Origin of the sequence: Arsukibacterium sp. MJ3 (assembly GCF_000987765.1) — a bacterium.
GTDB lineage: Bacteria > Pseudomonadota > Gammaproteobacteria > Enterobacterales > Alteromonadaceae > Alishewanella.
Window position 1 is genome coordinate 62,793 of the sequence record NZ_LAHP01000018.1, and the last position, 15,447, is coordinate 78,239.

Genomic DNA, 15,447 nt, shown 5'->3' on the forward strand with positions numbered 1-15,447 from the left:
ACTGACGATGGCAGAAGATTCCGGCGCAGAAAAAACCGAACAGCCCACCCCGAAAAAGCTGCAAGACGCCGCCGAAAAAGGCCAAATTGCCCGCTCGAAAGAACTGGGCACCGCTTTTGTGTTAATCGCTAGCGCGGCGTCAATGCTAATGTTTGGTAAGATGTTGGCGATGGGGGTGCTAAATGTCGGGCAGCGAATGCTGCACCTTGATCAGAAAGATATGTTTGATACAAATTCAATGTTTACCGCCTGGACCGAGGTAGGCAAAGAGCTGTTACCGCCACTGGCCGCAATTTTCGCCTTTATTTTGGTGGCAGCGTTTGTGGGTAATTCTTTATTAGGCGGCTTTAATTTTAGCTGGCAGGCGGCCGGACCAAAATTGAGTAAAATGAGCCCGCTGAAAGGCTTTAAGCGCATGTTTGGCTTACAGGCGTTAGTTGAACTGGGCAAAGGGATTTTAAAAGTAGCGGTGGTGTGTACCGTTGCCTACTTATTGTTAAAGCTATTTTTCATGGACATCATGGCGCTGTCATTGATGAGTGAGCCAAATAATATTGAGTCGGCATTATACGTGCTGGCCTGGTTATTCTTGGGGCTTTGCAGCAGCGTATCCATTATTGCCATGGTAGATGCACCCTATCAAACCTGGAACCATGTCCGGCAGCTAAAAATGAGCTTGCAGGAAATTAAAGACGAGCATAAAAACTCTGAAGGTAGCCCGGAGATTAAAGCCCGTATCCGGCGTACCCAAATGCAAATGTCGATGAAACGGATGATGCAGGAAGTACCCACCGCTGATGTTATCGTCACCAACCCAACTCACTATGCTATCGCACTAAAATATGATCAGGGTAAATTTCGCGCACCGGTGGTCGTCGCCAAGGGCGTTGATGAAGTCGCTATGCATATTCGAAAAATAGGCAATGAACACAAGGTACCGGTTATTGAGTCACCCGCGCTGGCCCGGTCTATTTTTTATACTACACAGCTGGATCATCCCATCCCTGAACAGTTATTTGCCGCAGTCGCCCAGGTGCTGGCGTACGTGTATCAACTTAAAATGTATAAAAAAGGCAAGGGCAGCCGGCCGAAAACTCTGGCCAAAGAGTTACCGATCCCCACCGAGCTTCGCCACTAAGCCACTATTAATAAAAGCAATAAAAAGGGTCAGAGTGATTTATTTGTAAAATAAATCACTCTGACCCTTTTTAGCTTTTTGATATTTTTAAGTTATGGAATGGTTTTTGCTGATACTGATTAGGGTACGCATTTTGCGTCAATAATTTGTTAGGTATGCCATGCAGTTTATTCAGTATTTCCATAACTTTGATAAATCAAAATTGTCTTTTATGAAAGGGCTTGGTACACCGTTACTTATTCTGGCTGCACTGGCAATGGTGGTATTACCGCTGCCGCCTATTTTGCTTGATACCTTATTCTCTTTTAATATTGCGCTGTCGCTGGTGGTGTTACTGGTTACCATTTACACCCTGCGCCCGCTCGATTTTGGTATTTTTCCCAGTGTTTTGCTGGTGGCAACCATTATGCGTCTGGCGTTAAACGTTGCCAGTACCCGGGTGGTGTTACTGGAGGGCCATAACGGTGGCGACGCGGCCGGTAAGGTTATTGAAGCTTTTGGCTCGGTGGTTATCGGCGGTAATTATGCTGTCGGTATCGTAGTCTTTTTAATCTTAATTATTATTAACTTTGTAGTGGTCACTAAAGGTGCGGGCCGTATCGCTGAAGTGTCGGCGCGTTTTACCCTTGATGCCATGCCCGGTAAGCAAATGGCCATTGATGCCGATTTAAACTCGGGTTTAATTACTCAGGATGAAGCACGAACCCGGCGTGAAGAAGTCACCAATGAAGCCGATTTTTACGGTTCAATGGATGGTGCCAGTAAGTTTGTCAAAGGCGATGCTATTGCCGGTATTGTTATTTTGGTTATCAATTTAATTGGTGGCTTACTTATTGGCATGATGCAGCATGATCTGAAATTTGGCGATGCCATGGAAATTTATACGCTGCTGACTATCGGTGATGGTTTAGTGGCGCAAATCCCATCACTGCTGCTGTCAATTGGTACTGCCATTATTGTAACCCGCCAGAATAAATCAGGTGATTTGGGCGAGCAAATGACCGCTCAGCTTAGTGATAACACCAAGGTATTGTTTATTGCCGCCGGGGTACTCACTTTAATGGGTATTGTGCCAGGCATGCCACACTTTGCTTTTTTAAGTTTGGCCGCGCTAATTGGTAGTACAGCCTGGTTTATTCGGCGTAAAGCAGGGCAGGTGCAATCAGAACTGGTGACAAAAAATACCACGCCTGCCTCTGATAACCAGCTGCAGCCGGTCAAAGAAATTGGTTGGGATGACGTACAAGGGGTCGATACCATTGGTCTTGAGGTAGGTTATCGTTTAATACCTTTGGTAGATAAAGCGCAGGGCGGAGAGTTATTAAACCGCATAAAAGGTGTGCGTAAAAAATTGTCGCAAGAACTGGGTTTTTTGATACCACCGGTACATATTCGTGACAACCTTGATTTAGAGCCAAACAGTTATCGGGTGGCGCTAATGGGGGTAACCAGTGGCGAAGGTGAATTACGTCACGATAACGAGCTGGCGATTAACCCAGGTCAGGTATTTGGCCAGCTAAAAGGGGTGGCGACTAAAGACCCTGCTTTTGGTCTGGATGCGGTATGGATTGGTAAAGATCAGCGTGAGCATGCACAAACTCTTGGTTACACCGTAGTGGATGCGGCTACCGTAGTGGCCACGCATTTAAGCCAGATTTTAACTAACAACGCGGCGAATTTACTCGGGCATGAAGAAGTGCAGAATTTGCTGGATATGCTGGCAAAACATTCACCCAAATTAGTAGAAGGCCTGGTACCTGAAGTGCTGCAGCTAACTACGGTGGTTAAAGTATTGCAAAACTTACTACAAGAAGGTGTGCCCATCCGGGATATGCGCAGCATAGTACAAACGCTGGTTGAGTACGGCAGTAAAAGTCAGGACGTGGATGTATTAACCGCAGCTTGCCGCATTGCTCTGCGCCGGTTAATTGTGCAGGAAGTGGTGGGAAACAAGCCTGAAATTCCGGTAATTACCTTTGCCCCAGAGCTTGAGCAGATGTTGCATCAGTCAATGCAAGCAGCCGGTAACGATGGTGCTGGTATTGAACCGGGGCTGGCTGATCGCATTCAGCAGTCGTTACAAGAAGCCCACAAAAATCAGGAACTCAATGGTGAGAGCGCTGTAATGCTAACGTCAGGAATTTTACGCTCAGTCATGGCACGATTCGTGAAGTACACCATTCCAGGTTTACGGGTATTGTCTTATCAGGAAATTCCCGATGATAAACAAATTCGAATTATCAGTGTCATTGGTCAGCAGAACTAGGAGTAACTCATGAAAATAAAACGCTTTGTCGCTAAAGATATGCGTACCGCCCTGACGGAAGTTAAAGAGTTTCTCGGACCCGATGCCATTATTTTATCGAATAAAAAAGTAGCCGAAGGGGTAGAAATTGTTGCTGCAGTTGACCCGGAAAGCCAAGCTGCCAGCCCGGTCGCGCCAGCAGTTACAACGCCTGCAGGCCTAAAGCAACCGGCTCGTAACGAACCGCGGTTTAACGCCAGAGTAGATGACAACGACGCCGATAATAGCCACAGTCAGCTTGATGATAGCAGCAGTGCGGCGGCACCGGCTGACTCGTTACGCGAATTACTGGCCCGGCAAATGATTAAGCAACAAAGTCGTGAGCCAGCCAGTCAGGCGAGTAAGCGGCAAGCTGATGTCCCGCAACAACGTGTTAGCGCTGCGGCGGTGTTCGAGCGTCAAAGTTCTGGCACCAGTCAGGGCGTCCCAGCCAGCCAGTGGCAAGAGCTGAGTAAACAGCAACAGCAACAAAGCCAGGCTATGGCCAGTCAGTTTGAAGCTATGCGTAATGAAATGCTGTCAATGCGCCAGTTGTTGCAGCATCAGGTTTCTGGCTTAATGTGGCAAGATTTAGCCCGGCGTGAACCGATCCGCGCCATGGTTATCGAACATTTACAACAATTAGGTTTGTCAGATCAGGTGGCCGATCAGTTAGCCTGTTTTATGCCGGAAGACATTAACGCTGGCGAAGCTTGGGACACCGCTATGGAGCTATTAAGTGGCCAGTTATCTACCACCAACGATGATATATTGCGCCGCGGTGGTATAGTGGCGCTGGTTGGCCCGACCGGGGTAGGTAAAACCACTACCGTAGCCAAATTAGCTGCTGGTTTTGCCAAGCGCCATGGTGCCGATCAGGTGGCGTTGATCACTACCGACTCCTACCGGATTGGCGCTTTTGAGCAACTGGCCACTTTTGGCCGTATTATTGGTTGTCCGGTTAAGCAAGCAAAAGACAGCGATGAACTGGCGATGTTGTTAAATCAGTTATCGCAGCGTAAGCTAATATTGATAGATACCGCAGGTATGAGCCAGCGTGATGTTCGTCTGGCGGAAAAACTTGCCAGTTTGGTGCATAATTCCCGTGTCAAAATAAAAAGTTATCTGGTATTGTCTGCCACAGCGCAAGCCAGAGTAATGCAGGAAACGGTGGCGCAGTTCAAACGAATTTCACTGGCAGGTTGTATTTTTACTAAACTTGATGAATGCTTAAGTTTAGGTGAAGTAATTAACGTAGCCATTCAAAGCGCATTGCCGGTCAGTTATTTAACTAACGGCCAGCGAGTACCGGAAGATATCGTGGTAGCCGACGCAGCAGATTTAGTGCAACGAGCCGAAATACTGCGGTTAACCCACAGTAGTGCCGGACATCAGTGGTATCAGGATGATGTATCCCGAGTGGAAAAAACCTATGCATAGTCACGAATTAATTGACGATCAAGCCAATGGCCTGAGAAGAATGAATAAGCAGATGGTAAAAGTAATATCAATAACAGGTGGCAAAGGCGGCGTAGGTAAAACCAATGTTAGCCTTAACATGGCTATGGCTATGGCACAACTAGGTAAAAAAGTGTTAGTGCTAGATGCTGACCTTGGTTTAGCCAATTGCGATGTTATGCTGGGGCTACGGGTAGAAAAAAACTTATCTCATGTATTGTCGGGCGAATGTGAGCTGGACGATATTATTATCGAAGGCCCTTTTGGCATTAAAATTGTGCCGGCCACTTCAGGCTCACAAAGTATGACGGAATTATCATCGGTAGAGCATGCCGGGCTTATTCGTGCTTTTAGTGAATTAAAAACCCCGGTTGATGTGTTGCTGGTCGATACCGCAGCGGGTATCTCTGATATGGTGTTAAGCTTTTCCCGCGCCTCGCAGGATGTGGTAGTGGTGGTGTGCGATGAACCTAGTTCCATAACTGACGCCTACGCCTTAATGAAAATTTTGAGCCGGGATCATGGCGTAGAAAAATTTAAAATTGTCGCCAACATGGTGCGCAATATGAATGAAGGTCAGGAACTATTTGTCAAGCTTAGCCGGGTAACCGACCGTTTTTTAGATGTTAGCCTCGAACTGGTCGCAACCGTCCCATATGATGAAAATGTTCGTAAAGCCGCCCGCAAACAAAAAGCCTTTATTGACGCTTTTCCAAAAACCCCAGCTAGTATGGCCGTTAAAGGGCTGGCATTAAAAGCCATTAAATGGCCTGTTCCGGCAAATGCCTCTGGCCATCTGGAATTTTTCCTTGAACAACTACTGCAGCCACGGGCTGGCCAGGGGGTTGTGTGAACAGTAAATTGGCGGCATATGGTGGAGTTGACCAGATGCAACAGCTGGTTGAACGTCACGCCCCGTTGGTAAAAAGAATTGCTTACCATTTAATGGCCAGGTTGCCGGCCAGTGTGCTGGTTGATGACTTAATTCAGTCAGGCATGATAGGTCTGATTGAAGCAGCAAAAAATTTCGATGGTAGCAAAGGGGCCAGCTTTGAAACCTTTGCCGGTATCCGCATCCGCGGTTCAATGTTGGATGAAATGCGCCGTGGTGACTGGACCCCACGCTCGGTACATCGCAATGCCCGGCTAATTGCTGACACTATTGCTGAACTTGAAGCCGAATTTGGTCGTGATGTAAAAGATGTAGAAGTTGCTGAAAAGCTTGATATATCCCTCAATGAGTACCATCATATGTTAACCGATGTCAGCTCTGGCAGAATTATCGGTATTGAAGATCTTGGCATATCGGAAGACGCATTGGTAACGTCGGATGATAGAGACGGTGATCAGTTATATGAACATCAAGCGAATGAAGCGTTTAATAAAGCACTGGTTACAACCATTAGCAGTTTGCCGGAGCGCGAAGCTCTGGTACTCTCATTGTATTACAACGAAGAATTAAATTTAAAAGAAATTGGGGCAGTGCTAGATGTTAGCGAGTCCCGGATTAGTCAGATCCACAGCCAGGCGCTTGTGCGGTTAAAAGCTAGAATGCAGGCATGGGTATAAATTAAAGCAGTTGAGATACCAGGCGTATTATCTCGTCGGAGGGGACTTTGGATAAAAATATGAAAATTCTTGTGGTTGATGATTTTTCAACTATGAGACGAATTATTAAAAACTTGCTACGCGATCTGGGGTTTACCAACGTATCGGAAGCGGACGATGGCAGTACCGCACTACCCATGTTGCAAAATGGCGAATTTGATTTTGTGGTAACAGATTGGAATATGCCTGGCATGCAAGGAATAGATTTATTGCGTGCTATTCGGGCTGACGCCAAGTTAAAGCATATTCCGGTGCTGATGGTAACGGCTGAAGCTAAAAAAGAGCAAATTATTGCTGCCGCCCAGGCTGGCGTTAATGGCTATATTGTTAAACCCTTTACTGCCGCTACCTTGCAAGAAAAGCTGGCAAAAGTTTTTGAACGTTTAGGTTAAGCCGTAACTGACAAGGAGTGACACTATGTCTGACACTACGGCTAATGATATCACGCTGGAACAAGCAAAGGAGTTGGTACAGTTATTGGAAATGGGTGAGCAACAACTGGCTAATACGTTAGTGCAAACCATAACTGTACCCGGTTCTTCCGAACTGTTTGCTGAAGTAGGTAAACTTACCCGGCAACTGCACGATTCTTTAAAAAATTTCCACATCGATCCGTCACTAAATAATCTGCTTGAAGAAGAAATTCCCGACGCGAAAAGACGGCTCAATCATGTTATTGATATGACAGAGCAAGCCGCCAATAAAACCATGGATGCAGTTGAGTCATGCTTACCAATAGCGGATAGCCTTACTCAGCAACTTAATCAGCTGTTGCCGCAGTGGCAGCGTTTAATGCAGCGCCAAATTAAACTGGGCGAATTTAAGCAGTTGTGTCACGGTGTTGATGGATTTATGGAACAGGCAAGTATTGATTCTGCCACCTTAAATGCCTTATTAACCGATGTGTTAATGGCACAAGACTATCAAGATTTAACCGGACAAATTTTACGCCGGGTTATTGAGCTGGTACGTGAAGTAGAAGACAGTCTTATTGGTTTGCTAACGGCATTTGGTCAGGCCAACCCCGAGCAATCCGAGATTAAAGCTATGCCCGCAAAAGTGAAAGTGAAGGCAGCCAATGCAGCTGAGGGGCCAATAATTGATGCTGCTGAGCGTGATGATGTTGTTTCAGGTCAGGACGATGTTGATGATTTATTGTCCAGTTTAGGTTTTTAACAGAGGTTTCTGCGCATGAGCTTTGATATGGATGAAGACATTTTACAAGACTTTCTGGTTGAAGCCGGTGAGATCCTTGAGCTACTGCAGGAACAACTGGTTGAACTGGAAAATAACCCCGATGATGCCAATCTGCTAAATGCTATTTTCCGTGGTTTTCATACGGTAAAAGGTGGTGCCGGTTTTCTATCGTTAACCGAACTGGTCGATGCTTGTCATGGTGCAGAAAACGTATTCGATATTTTACGAACCGGTAAGCGCCGGGTAACGTCTGAGCTGATGGACGTTATTCTGCAAACATTAGATGCCATTAACGCCATGTTTGTTGCAGTGCAAGCGCGACAGCCTCTAACCCCGGCTAACGCGGAGTTACTTGATGCGTTACATTATTACAGTGAGCCAGCAAGCGAAGGTAGCGCGCCACCTGTTGTTGAGGCAGCACCCGAGCCAAATGCTGCAATAGACAGCGGCGATATTGACGATATCAGTGAAGCTGACTTTGAAAAAATGCTCGATGAACTGCATGGTAAAGGCGCACCGGGCCGAAACGAAGCCGTGCCGACTCCGGTTGCCGCTTCAACCAGCAGTGCGCTGAATACCGCTGAAAACAGCGATATTACCGATGATGAATTTGAAGCTATTTTAGATCAGCTGCACGGTAAAGGCTCTTTTGTACCAGACAGCAATACAACTGCCGGTGTTGCTGCTAATGCAGGTAAAACAGCAGTAACTCCTACAGCAAACACCACTTCAGTTAAAACTGATGAAATTAGTGACGACGAGTTTGAAGCCTTACTTGATCAGTTGCATGGCAAAGGCAATGCTCCGGTTGAAGTGGCGCCACCAGCACCGCGAAAACCCGCACCAGTAGCGCCAGTTAAACCAACACAGGCAGCAGCCAGCACGCCTGTCGCGCCAGTAAAAGCGCCTGTGGCCGCTAACGCGCCTGCCCCTTCTTCCGCACCAGCAGCTGCAAATGCCGATAAAGCGGCAGCAGCGGCAGAAACCACGGTTCGGGTTGATACCAAACGCTTAGATCAAATAATGAATATGGTCGGCGAACTGGTTCTGGTGCGTAACCGATTGGTTAGCTTGTCAACCAGTACTCAGGATGAGGCAATGACAAAAGCCATTTCTAACCTGGACGTAGTTACTGCCGACATTCAGGGGGCGGTAATGAAAACCCGCATGCAGCCAATTAAAAAAGTATTTGGTCGCTTTCCCCGGGTAGTTCGCGATTTAGCCCGCGCTTTGCAAAAAGATATTAATTTAGTGCTGGAAGGTGAAGAAACCGATTTAGATAAAAATTTGGTCGAAGCACTGGCTGATCCATTAGTTCACTTAGTGCGCAATTCGGTTGATCATGGTATTGAAATGCCCGATGTGCGATTAAAAGCCGGAAAACCAAAAGTGGGGGTGGTAAAACTGGCCGCCACTCAGGCCGGCGATCATATCTTACTGACCATTGAAGATGATGGTGCCGGCATGGATCCTGAAAAACTGAAAGGTATTGCCATTAAGCGCGGTATTTTAGATGTTGATGCGGCTGCCAGAATGTCAGACAACGAGGCGTTTAACCTTATTTTTGCCCCGGGTTTTTCAACGAAAGAGCAAATATCTGATATTTCCGGCCGTGGTGTTGGCATGGATGTAGTGAAAACTAAAATTAACCAGCTAAACGGCACCGTGCAAATTAACTCTAAGCTGGGACAAGGAACCTTGCTGGAAATTAAAGTGCCGTTAACCCTGGCTATTTTGCCCACCCTAATGGTGATGGTAGGGGCGCAAACCTTTGCCTTGCCGCTGGCCGGTGTTAACGAGATTTTTCATCTTGACCTGGCAAAAACCAATATTGTTGATGGCCAACTGACCATTGTCGTGCGAAATAAAGCGCTGCCCTTGTTTTATCTCGAGCACTGGCTGGTTAAAGGCTCGAACAAACAACTACGCCGCGAGCAAGGTCATGTTGTTATCGTCCAGATTGGCACTCAGCAAGTCGGTTTTGTGGTAGATTCGCTAATAGGTCAGGAAGAAGTAGTGATTAAACCGTTGGATGCCTTGCTGCAAGGAACACCTGGTATGGCCGGCGCTACAATTACCTCTGACGGTGGAATTGCATTAATTCTGGATGTACCAAACTTATTAAAACATTATGCTAAAAAATCCAAGATTAAATTTGATCGGTTTAATAAGCTAAACGCTTAAGAGAGTACCGCATGTCAATAAGGGTGCTAATTGTAGATGATTCCAGTTTTTTTCGCCGCCGGCTGACGGAAATACTCAGTGCCGATCCTGAACTGGAAGTTATTGATACCGCTAACGACGGACGCGATGCGGTAACCAAAGCGCTGGCACTAAAGCCTGATGTTATTACCATGGATATCGAAATGCCGATATTGGATGGCATTAGTGCGGTACGGGAAATTCTGCAGAACCAGCGTATTCCTATTTTAATGTTTTCGTCATTAACGCATGAAGGCGCCAAAGCAACTTTTGATGCCTTAGATGCTGGTGCAGTTGATTTTCTGCCGAAAAAATTTGAAGATATTGCCCGTGATAAAGAAGAAGCGGGTATGGTGCTGCGTGACAGAGTAAAAGCGGTAGCCCGAAAAAGGCCTCTTGGCCGCAGTACGTTCAGTGCATCCGGTACCCCATTAAATTCAGCTGGTACTACCTTGGGCAATGCTAGTAGTGCTGGGCGAAATACGTCCACCTTAAATAGCAACACGTTAGGCAGCAATAGTTTACCCCGCAGTGCGTTAAGCCGGCCTAAACTGACTGAGCGACTTGGCAGTACTTCCGCGCGTAGTGAAAATTTCAAAGCCAGTGGCAAACGTTATAAGTTAGTGGCCATTGGCACCTCAACCGGTGGTCCTGTTGCGTTGCAGCGGATCCTGACCAATTTACCTGCCAATTTTCCGTTGCCAATTATTTTAATTCAACATATGCCAGCGGCGTTTACCGGTGCCTTTGCTCAGCGGCTGAACAGCCTGGCTAAAATTGAAATTAAAGAAGCTGCAGATAATGACATTCTGCGCCCTGGTGTGGCTTATCTGGCACCCGGTGGTAAACAAATGCTGGTTGAAGGAAATGAGAGTCAGGCCCGGCTTCGCATTAAAGAAGACGACTCGCCCAGAATAACCTTTAAACCCAGTGTCGACGTTACTTTTGCAACCGCTGCCAGGGTTTTTCAAGATAAAGTACTGGCACTGGTATTAACCGGCATGGGTGCTGATGGCCGGGAAGGGGCCAGAATGCTAAAGCAAGTGGGTTCACGAATATGGGCTCAGGACGAGGCAAGTTGTGTGGTTTACGGGATGCCTCAGGCCATAGCAGCTGCCGGACTAATGGATCTGGAAGTAAGTTTAAGTGATATTGCCAGCCAGCTAACAACGGAAGTGACCCATGGATAAATTGGCAATTAGTGGCTTTATACTGGCAATATTAGCGGTGGCGGGGGGCTTTATGCTGGAGGGCGGCTCGCTCACCACGCTGTTGCATTTGCCGGCATTTATTATAGTGGTCGGCGGTACAGTGGGCGCGGTGATGCTACAAACGCCACTGCCACAATTCCGATTGGGCTTTAGTATGTTACCTTGGGTTATCCGGCCACACAGCTTACCGCTACAAAATACCGTAGAACGCATTATCAACTGGGGCGCATCAGCCCGAACCAATGGTTTTTTGTCACTGGAGTCTGCTGCGCTGGAAGAAAGTGACCCTTTTTTGCATCGTGGTTTAAACTTATTGGTTGACGGCGTTGAAGCTCAGGTATTGCAAGATACTCTGGATGCTGAACTTACCCTCGAGCGTGAGCGCATGCTGCGTGGTGCCCGAATTTTTGAAGCCATGGGCGGTTATAGCCCGACCATCGGTATTGTAGGGGCGGTACTGGGTCTTATTCAGGCCATGTCGAATATTTCAGAGCCAAAATTGTTGGGTATGGGCGTAGCAACGGCCTTTGTGGCGACAATTTATGGGGTGGGTTTTGCTAATCTGATTTTTATACCGGTTGGGAATAAACTGAAAAGCCTGGTGTACCAACATACGCTTTACCATGAACTGATCGTTGAAGGTTTGGTCTCGATAGCGCAGGGTGAAAACCCACGTAATATTGAGCGCAAGCTTGCTGCGTATCGGTTGAGTTAACCGTTATGTACCGCCATAAGCCGCAACATCAGCAAGTTGAACCAGAGCAGCTCGACCGCTGGTTGGTTTCTTACGCAGATTATATGACCCTGATGTTTGCTTTATTTGTGGTGCTATATGCTATGTCAGTGGTAAAAGACGAAGAGTTTAGCGCGTTGGCCGATACCCTAACCAATGTGTTTGAGCGGCCAAACCAAACCGGCAGTGGTGTTAGTGGCCGTGGCCTGTTACCGCAAGCCGAACCGCAAAGCGATTTTAGCCATTACGGTAGCTCGCTTGAACCGGCGGCTGGGCCTGAGCTAATTGCCGACGCCAGTACGTTATCTGATGTACGTCAGCAGTTTCTTGGTAGTCCTTTGGTGTCACTGCAGCAAGAGCTTACCCGGGCGCTGGCCAATTTAATTGAGCAAGGCGTAGTTACTATACAGCAGGATGAGAACTGGCTAATAATTGAACTAAGCAGTGGTTTATTGTTTGCCAGCGGCAGCGCTACTGCTACCCAATCTGCCCGCACCTTACTCCGTGAAATTACCACTATTATTAATCCTATTAGTAATTTTATCAGGGTTCGCGGCTACACGGATGATCAACCGATTAATAACGAATTATTTTCGTCAAACTGGGAGCTGTCTGTTGCACGGGCAACCTCGGTGTTGCGAACGCTTGAAACCCTGAATACACCATCGCATCGAATGGCTATTGAAGGCTTCGGCCAATATTATGCACAAAGTAGTAACGACAGCGCGCAAGGGCGGGCAGAAAACCGTAAAGTGGTTATCGCCCTATCTCGCTATGGCTATTTACCGGATAAGTTGGAGCAACAGCAACAAAGTGAACCGTTGCAACAACAACTACAGCAAGTTACTCAGGATGACGGCAGTATCCGGGTGATCGCGTTGCCAGGTGGTGGAGTGAGAATCACCACTCGTCAGGAAAATCCAGATGCACTGCCCGAACAACAGGAACCCTGAATGTGCTAATTTGGACCATTGCTAATCAGAAAGGTGGCGTCGGCAAAACGACTACTACGGTAACCTTGGGCGGCTTGTTGGCAGAGCGCGGCTATCGGGTATTACTGGTAGACACCGATCCGCATGCCTCGCTGACTTACTATTTTGGCATTGACGCTGAAGAGCTGGAAAACAGTGTCTATGATATTTTTATTCGCGGCAAAGATATTACCCGCGAAGAAATTTTACAGTCATTGTGCCCCAGTGGCGTCAGTAATCTGGATATTTTGCCATCATCTATGGCGCTTGCTACGCTTGACCGCTCCCTTGGTAATAAAGGCGGAATGGGGCTTATTCTGAAAAAAGCGCTGCAAAAAGTTAAAAATGAATATGATTACGTGCTGCTCGACTGCCCGCCAGTGATGGGGGTATTAATGGTCAATGCTATTGCTGCCTGTAACCGCATATTAATTCCGGTGCAAACCGAATTTCTGGCATTAAAAGGGCTGGAGCGAATGATCGCCACCATGGCATTAATGCGCAGCTCGCAGCAAAAAGACTACGCTTTTACTATCATTCCAACCATGTATGACAAAAGAACCCGGGCATCACTAGAAGCGTATAAACAATTAAAATCCACATATCAGGGTAAAGTATGGTCGGCAGTGGTGCCGGTAGATACCAAATTTCGGGATGCCAGCGTGGCGCAAACACCGCCAAATAGTTATGCGCCCGGCTCTCGCGGCGTTTTTGCCTACAACACCTTACTAACGTATTTATTGCAGCTGGCACCGGAGGCATAATGAGCAGTTTAATGGCCAGCCAAAAAGTGATGCAGCATTATTTATCGGCTTTATTGACGGATGATGGTGCTACTGAAACCAGCTTGGTCGAGGATGCTAAAACGCAGGAACTAAATCGTTTATTAGCGCAGGCCAGTTCATTAACACAAGCACCCCAGCTAGAAGCCAAGCCGGTTATTGCTCCGGTAACAGACGTTCAGATACAAAGCCGTGACATTCCCATAGCAGAGCGGCTAAGCACCATAGCAGTAATACCACCCGCAACGGTGACCCCGCCTAAAAGTGCAGCGAAAGCGTATCGGCAAGGGCCTTTCCAAGCATTATTTTTTTCTGTGGCAGGCTTAACACTGGCATTACCGTTAAAAGAGTTAGGTGGTATTCATCAGTTAACCGAAATAAACAGCTTATTTGGTAAACCAGCTTGGTTTAAAGGCGTTATGTTGTATCGGCAACAAAAAATCAGTGTAGTAGACAGTGCCCGTTGGGTTATGCCAGAAAAATACGAGCAGAACTTGTTGGAATCGATAAACTATCAGTATGTTATTATGCTGGGCACCAGTAACTGGGGTTTGGCGTGCGAAACACTAATTAACACCGTTACGTTGCAGCAAGAAGACGTAAAATGGCGAGAGATAGACGGTAAAAGGCCTTGGATGGCAGGATTAATTAAAAAGCATATGTGTGTTTTAGTTGATGTTGACGCTATGATTAACTTACTTAATCGCGGTCAGGACATTCACGCCTTGGCAGGCAGCAAAAATTACAGGAGCGGTATATGAGCAATAGTCAGTCAAAAGCAGCCAATAAAGGCAGTACTGATCTTGTTTTACAGTGGGTTACCTTTCGGTTACAAGAAGAAACTTACGGTATCAACGTTATGCAAGTTCAAGAAGTGTTGCGCTATACCGAGATAGCCCCGGTGCCGGGCGCCCCTGAATACGTAATGGGTATTATTAATTTACGTGGTAACGTGGTTACGGTAATCGATACCCGGGCCCGCTTTGGCTTGGCGCCAGGTGATGCTACCGATCACAGCCGTATTGTCATTATTGAAGCAGAGCGTCAGGTTATTGGTATTCTGGTTGATAGCGTGGCAGAAGTGGTCTACCTGAAACAATCTGAAGTTGATACAGCACCGAATGTAGGAACGGAAGAAAGTGCCCGTTTTATTCAGGGTGTTTCGAACCGTGAAGGGCAGTTATTGATCCTGGTAGATTTAAATAAAATGCTCAACGATGAAGAATGGGAAGAAGTTAACAGCCTGTAAGCGGAGAACTTCCTATGACCACATGGATGCTGGGCCAGACACTGGTTTTTTTACTGCTAATAGCATTACTTTACTGGTTTATGCTGTTACAACGAAAAGCCGGTGATAACCAACTCTCTATCTTCAGTCAACAGCTAGAATTAAGCCAGCAACAACTGGCCGCAGCGCAAACTGAAACTGAAGAACTGCGAGCAGGCATTATTGGTGTGGGGCAGCGGGTATTAACGCTAGACCAGCGGGTACGTAATCTGGAAAATGAACTGCAGCAGCTGCACAATAGTTTCGATGCGCTCGCCGAGCAACAACAAGCACTGTCATTAACCGATCCCGAGGGTAAAATTTATACCCGGGCCATGAAAATGGTGCAGCTTGGTGCAGATTTAGAAGAAATTATGCGCGAATGCGAATTACCCCGCGCCGAAGCCGAACTGCTATTTAACCTGCACCAAGCCAAACCATAATAAACAGTAAAAAATAAAAAGGGTCAGAGTGATTTAATTGCAGCCAATTAAATCACTCTGACCCTGACAAATCCCCACAAAATGTATATAAAAAACAATAGTATAATAAAGAAATAATTGAACATTCATGGCGTTTGGTGATCAGATCTATCG

At 46.8% G+C, this 15,447-nt stretch carries 15 protein-coding genes; all 15 read left to right on the plus strand.

Going from position 1 to position 15,447, the window contains the following annotated elements; genetic code table 11:
- Positions 1–7: 7 nt before the first annotated feature.
- Positions 8–1,138 (plus strand): flagellar biosynthesis protein FlhB, encoded by a 1,131-nt coding sequence (flhB, locus tag VT06_RS13210; RefSeq protein WP_046554792.1) that lies wholly within the window; start codon positions 8–10, stop codon positions 1,136–1,138.
- A 160-nt stretch (positions 1,139–1,298) separates the two neighbouring features.
- Positions 1,299–3,404: a flagellar biosynthesis protein FlhA gene (gene flhA, locus VT06_RS13215; RefSeq protein WP_046554793.1), complete on the plus strand. Its 2,106-nt coding sequence runs from the start codon at positions 1,299–1,301 to the stop codon at positions 3,402–3,404.
- Between the two features lie 9 nt (positions 3,405–3,413).
- On the plus strand, positions 3,414–4,862 hold the full coding sequence (gene flhF / locus VT06_RS13220; protein ID WP_046554794.1) for a flagellar biosynthesis protein FlhF: 1,449 nt from the start codon (positions 3,414–3,416) through the stop codon (positions 4,860–4,862).
- 40 nt (positions 4,863–4,902) lie between these two features.
- On the plus strand, positions 4,903–5,733 hold the full coding sequence (locus VT06_RS13225) for a MinD/ParA family protein (protein ID WP_200897985.1): 831 nt from the start codon (positions 4,903–4,905) through the stop codon (positions 5,731–5,733).
- A 35-nt stretch (positions 5,734–5,768) separates the two neighbouring features.
- A complete protein-coding gene (locus VT06_RS13230; protein WP_200897986.1) occupies positions 5,769–6,449 on the plus strand; it encodes an RNA polymerase sigma factor FliA in 681 nt (226 codons plus the stop codon).
- A gap of 47 nt (positions 6,450–6,496) precedes the next feature.
- Positions 6,497–6,880 (plus strand): chemotaxis response regulator CheY, encoded by a 384-nt coding sequence (gene cheY, locus VT06_RS13235; protein WP_046554797.1) that lies wholly within the window; start codon positions 6,497–6,499, stop codon positions 6,878–6,880.
- A 25-nt stretch (positions 6,881–6,905) separates the two neighbouring features.
- Positions 6,906–7,664, plus strand: coding sequence for a protein phosphatase CheZ (locus VT06_RS13240; RefSeq protein WP_046554798.1), 759 nt, complete (start codon positions 6,906–6,908; stop codon positions 7,662–7,664).
- Positions 7,665–7,679: 15 nt separating this feature from the next.
- Positions 7,680–9,869 (plus strand): chemotaxis protein CheA, encoded by a 2,190-nt coding sequence (locus tag VT06_RS13245; RefSeq protein WP_046554799.1) that lies wholly within the window; start codon positions 7,680–7,682, stop codon positions 9,867–9,869.
- An 11-nt stretch (positions 9,870–9,880) separates the two neighbouring features.
- Positions 9,881–11,077: a chemotaxis response regulator protein-glutamate methylesterase gene (locus tag VT06_RS13250; RefSeq protein ID WP_046554800.1), complete on the plus strand. Its 1,197-nt coding sequence runs from the start codon at positions 9,881–9,883 to the stop codon at positions 11,075–11,077.
- Positions 11,070–11,813, plus strand: coding sequence for a flagellar motor protein (locus VT06_RS13255; protein ID WP_046554801.1), 744 nt, complete (start codon positions 11,070–11,072; stop codon positions 11,811–11,813). The genes VT06_RS13250 and VT06_RS13255 overlap by 8 nt, the downstream gene beginning before the upstream one ends.
- Before the next feature lie 5 nt (positions 11,814–11,818).
- Positions 11,819–12,784 (plus strand): flagellar motor protein MotB, encoded by a 966-nt coding sequence (locus tag VT06_RS13260; protein WP_046554802.1) that lies wholly within the window; start codon positions 11,819–11,821, stop codon positions 12,782–12,784.
- 2 nt (positions 12,785–12,786) lie between these two features.
- A complete protein-coding gene (locus VT06_RS13265) occupies positions 12,787–13,566 on the plus strand; it encodes a ParA family protein (protein ID WP_046554803.1) in 780 nt (259 codons plus the stop codon).
- Positions 13,566–14,345: a chemotaxis protein CheW gene (locus VT06_RS13270; RefSeq protein WP_046554804.1), complete on the plus strand. Its 780-nt coding sequence runs from the start codon at positions 13,566–13,568 to the stop codon at positions 14,343–14,345. Before VT06_RS13265 ends, VT06_RS13270 begins: the two co-directional genes overlap by 1 nt.
- On the plus strand, positions 14,342–14,833 hold the full coding sequence (locus VT06_RS13275; protein ID WP_046554805.1) for a chemotaxis protein CheW: 492 nt from the start codon (positions 14,342–14,344) through the stop codon (positions 14,831–14,833). The genes VT06_RS13270 and VT06_RS13275 overlap by 4 nt, the downstream gene beginning before the upstream one ends.
- 14 nt (positions 14,834–14,847) lie before the next feature.
- A complete protein-coding gene (locus tag VT06_RS13280) occupies positions 14,848–15,294 on the plus strand; it encodes a DUF2802 domain-containing protein (protein ID WP_046554806.1) in 447 nt (148 codons plus the stop codon).
- Positions 15,295–15,447: the final 153 nt, after the last annotated feature.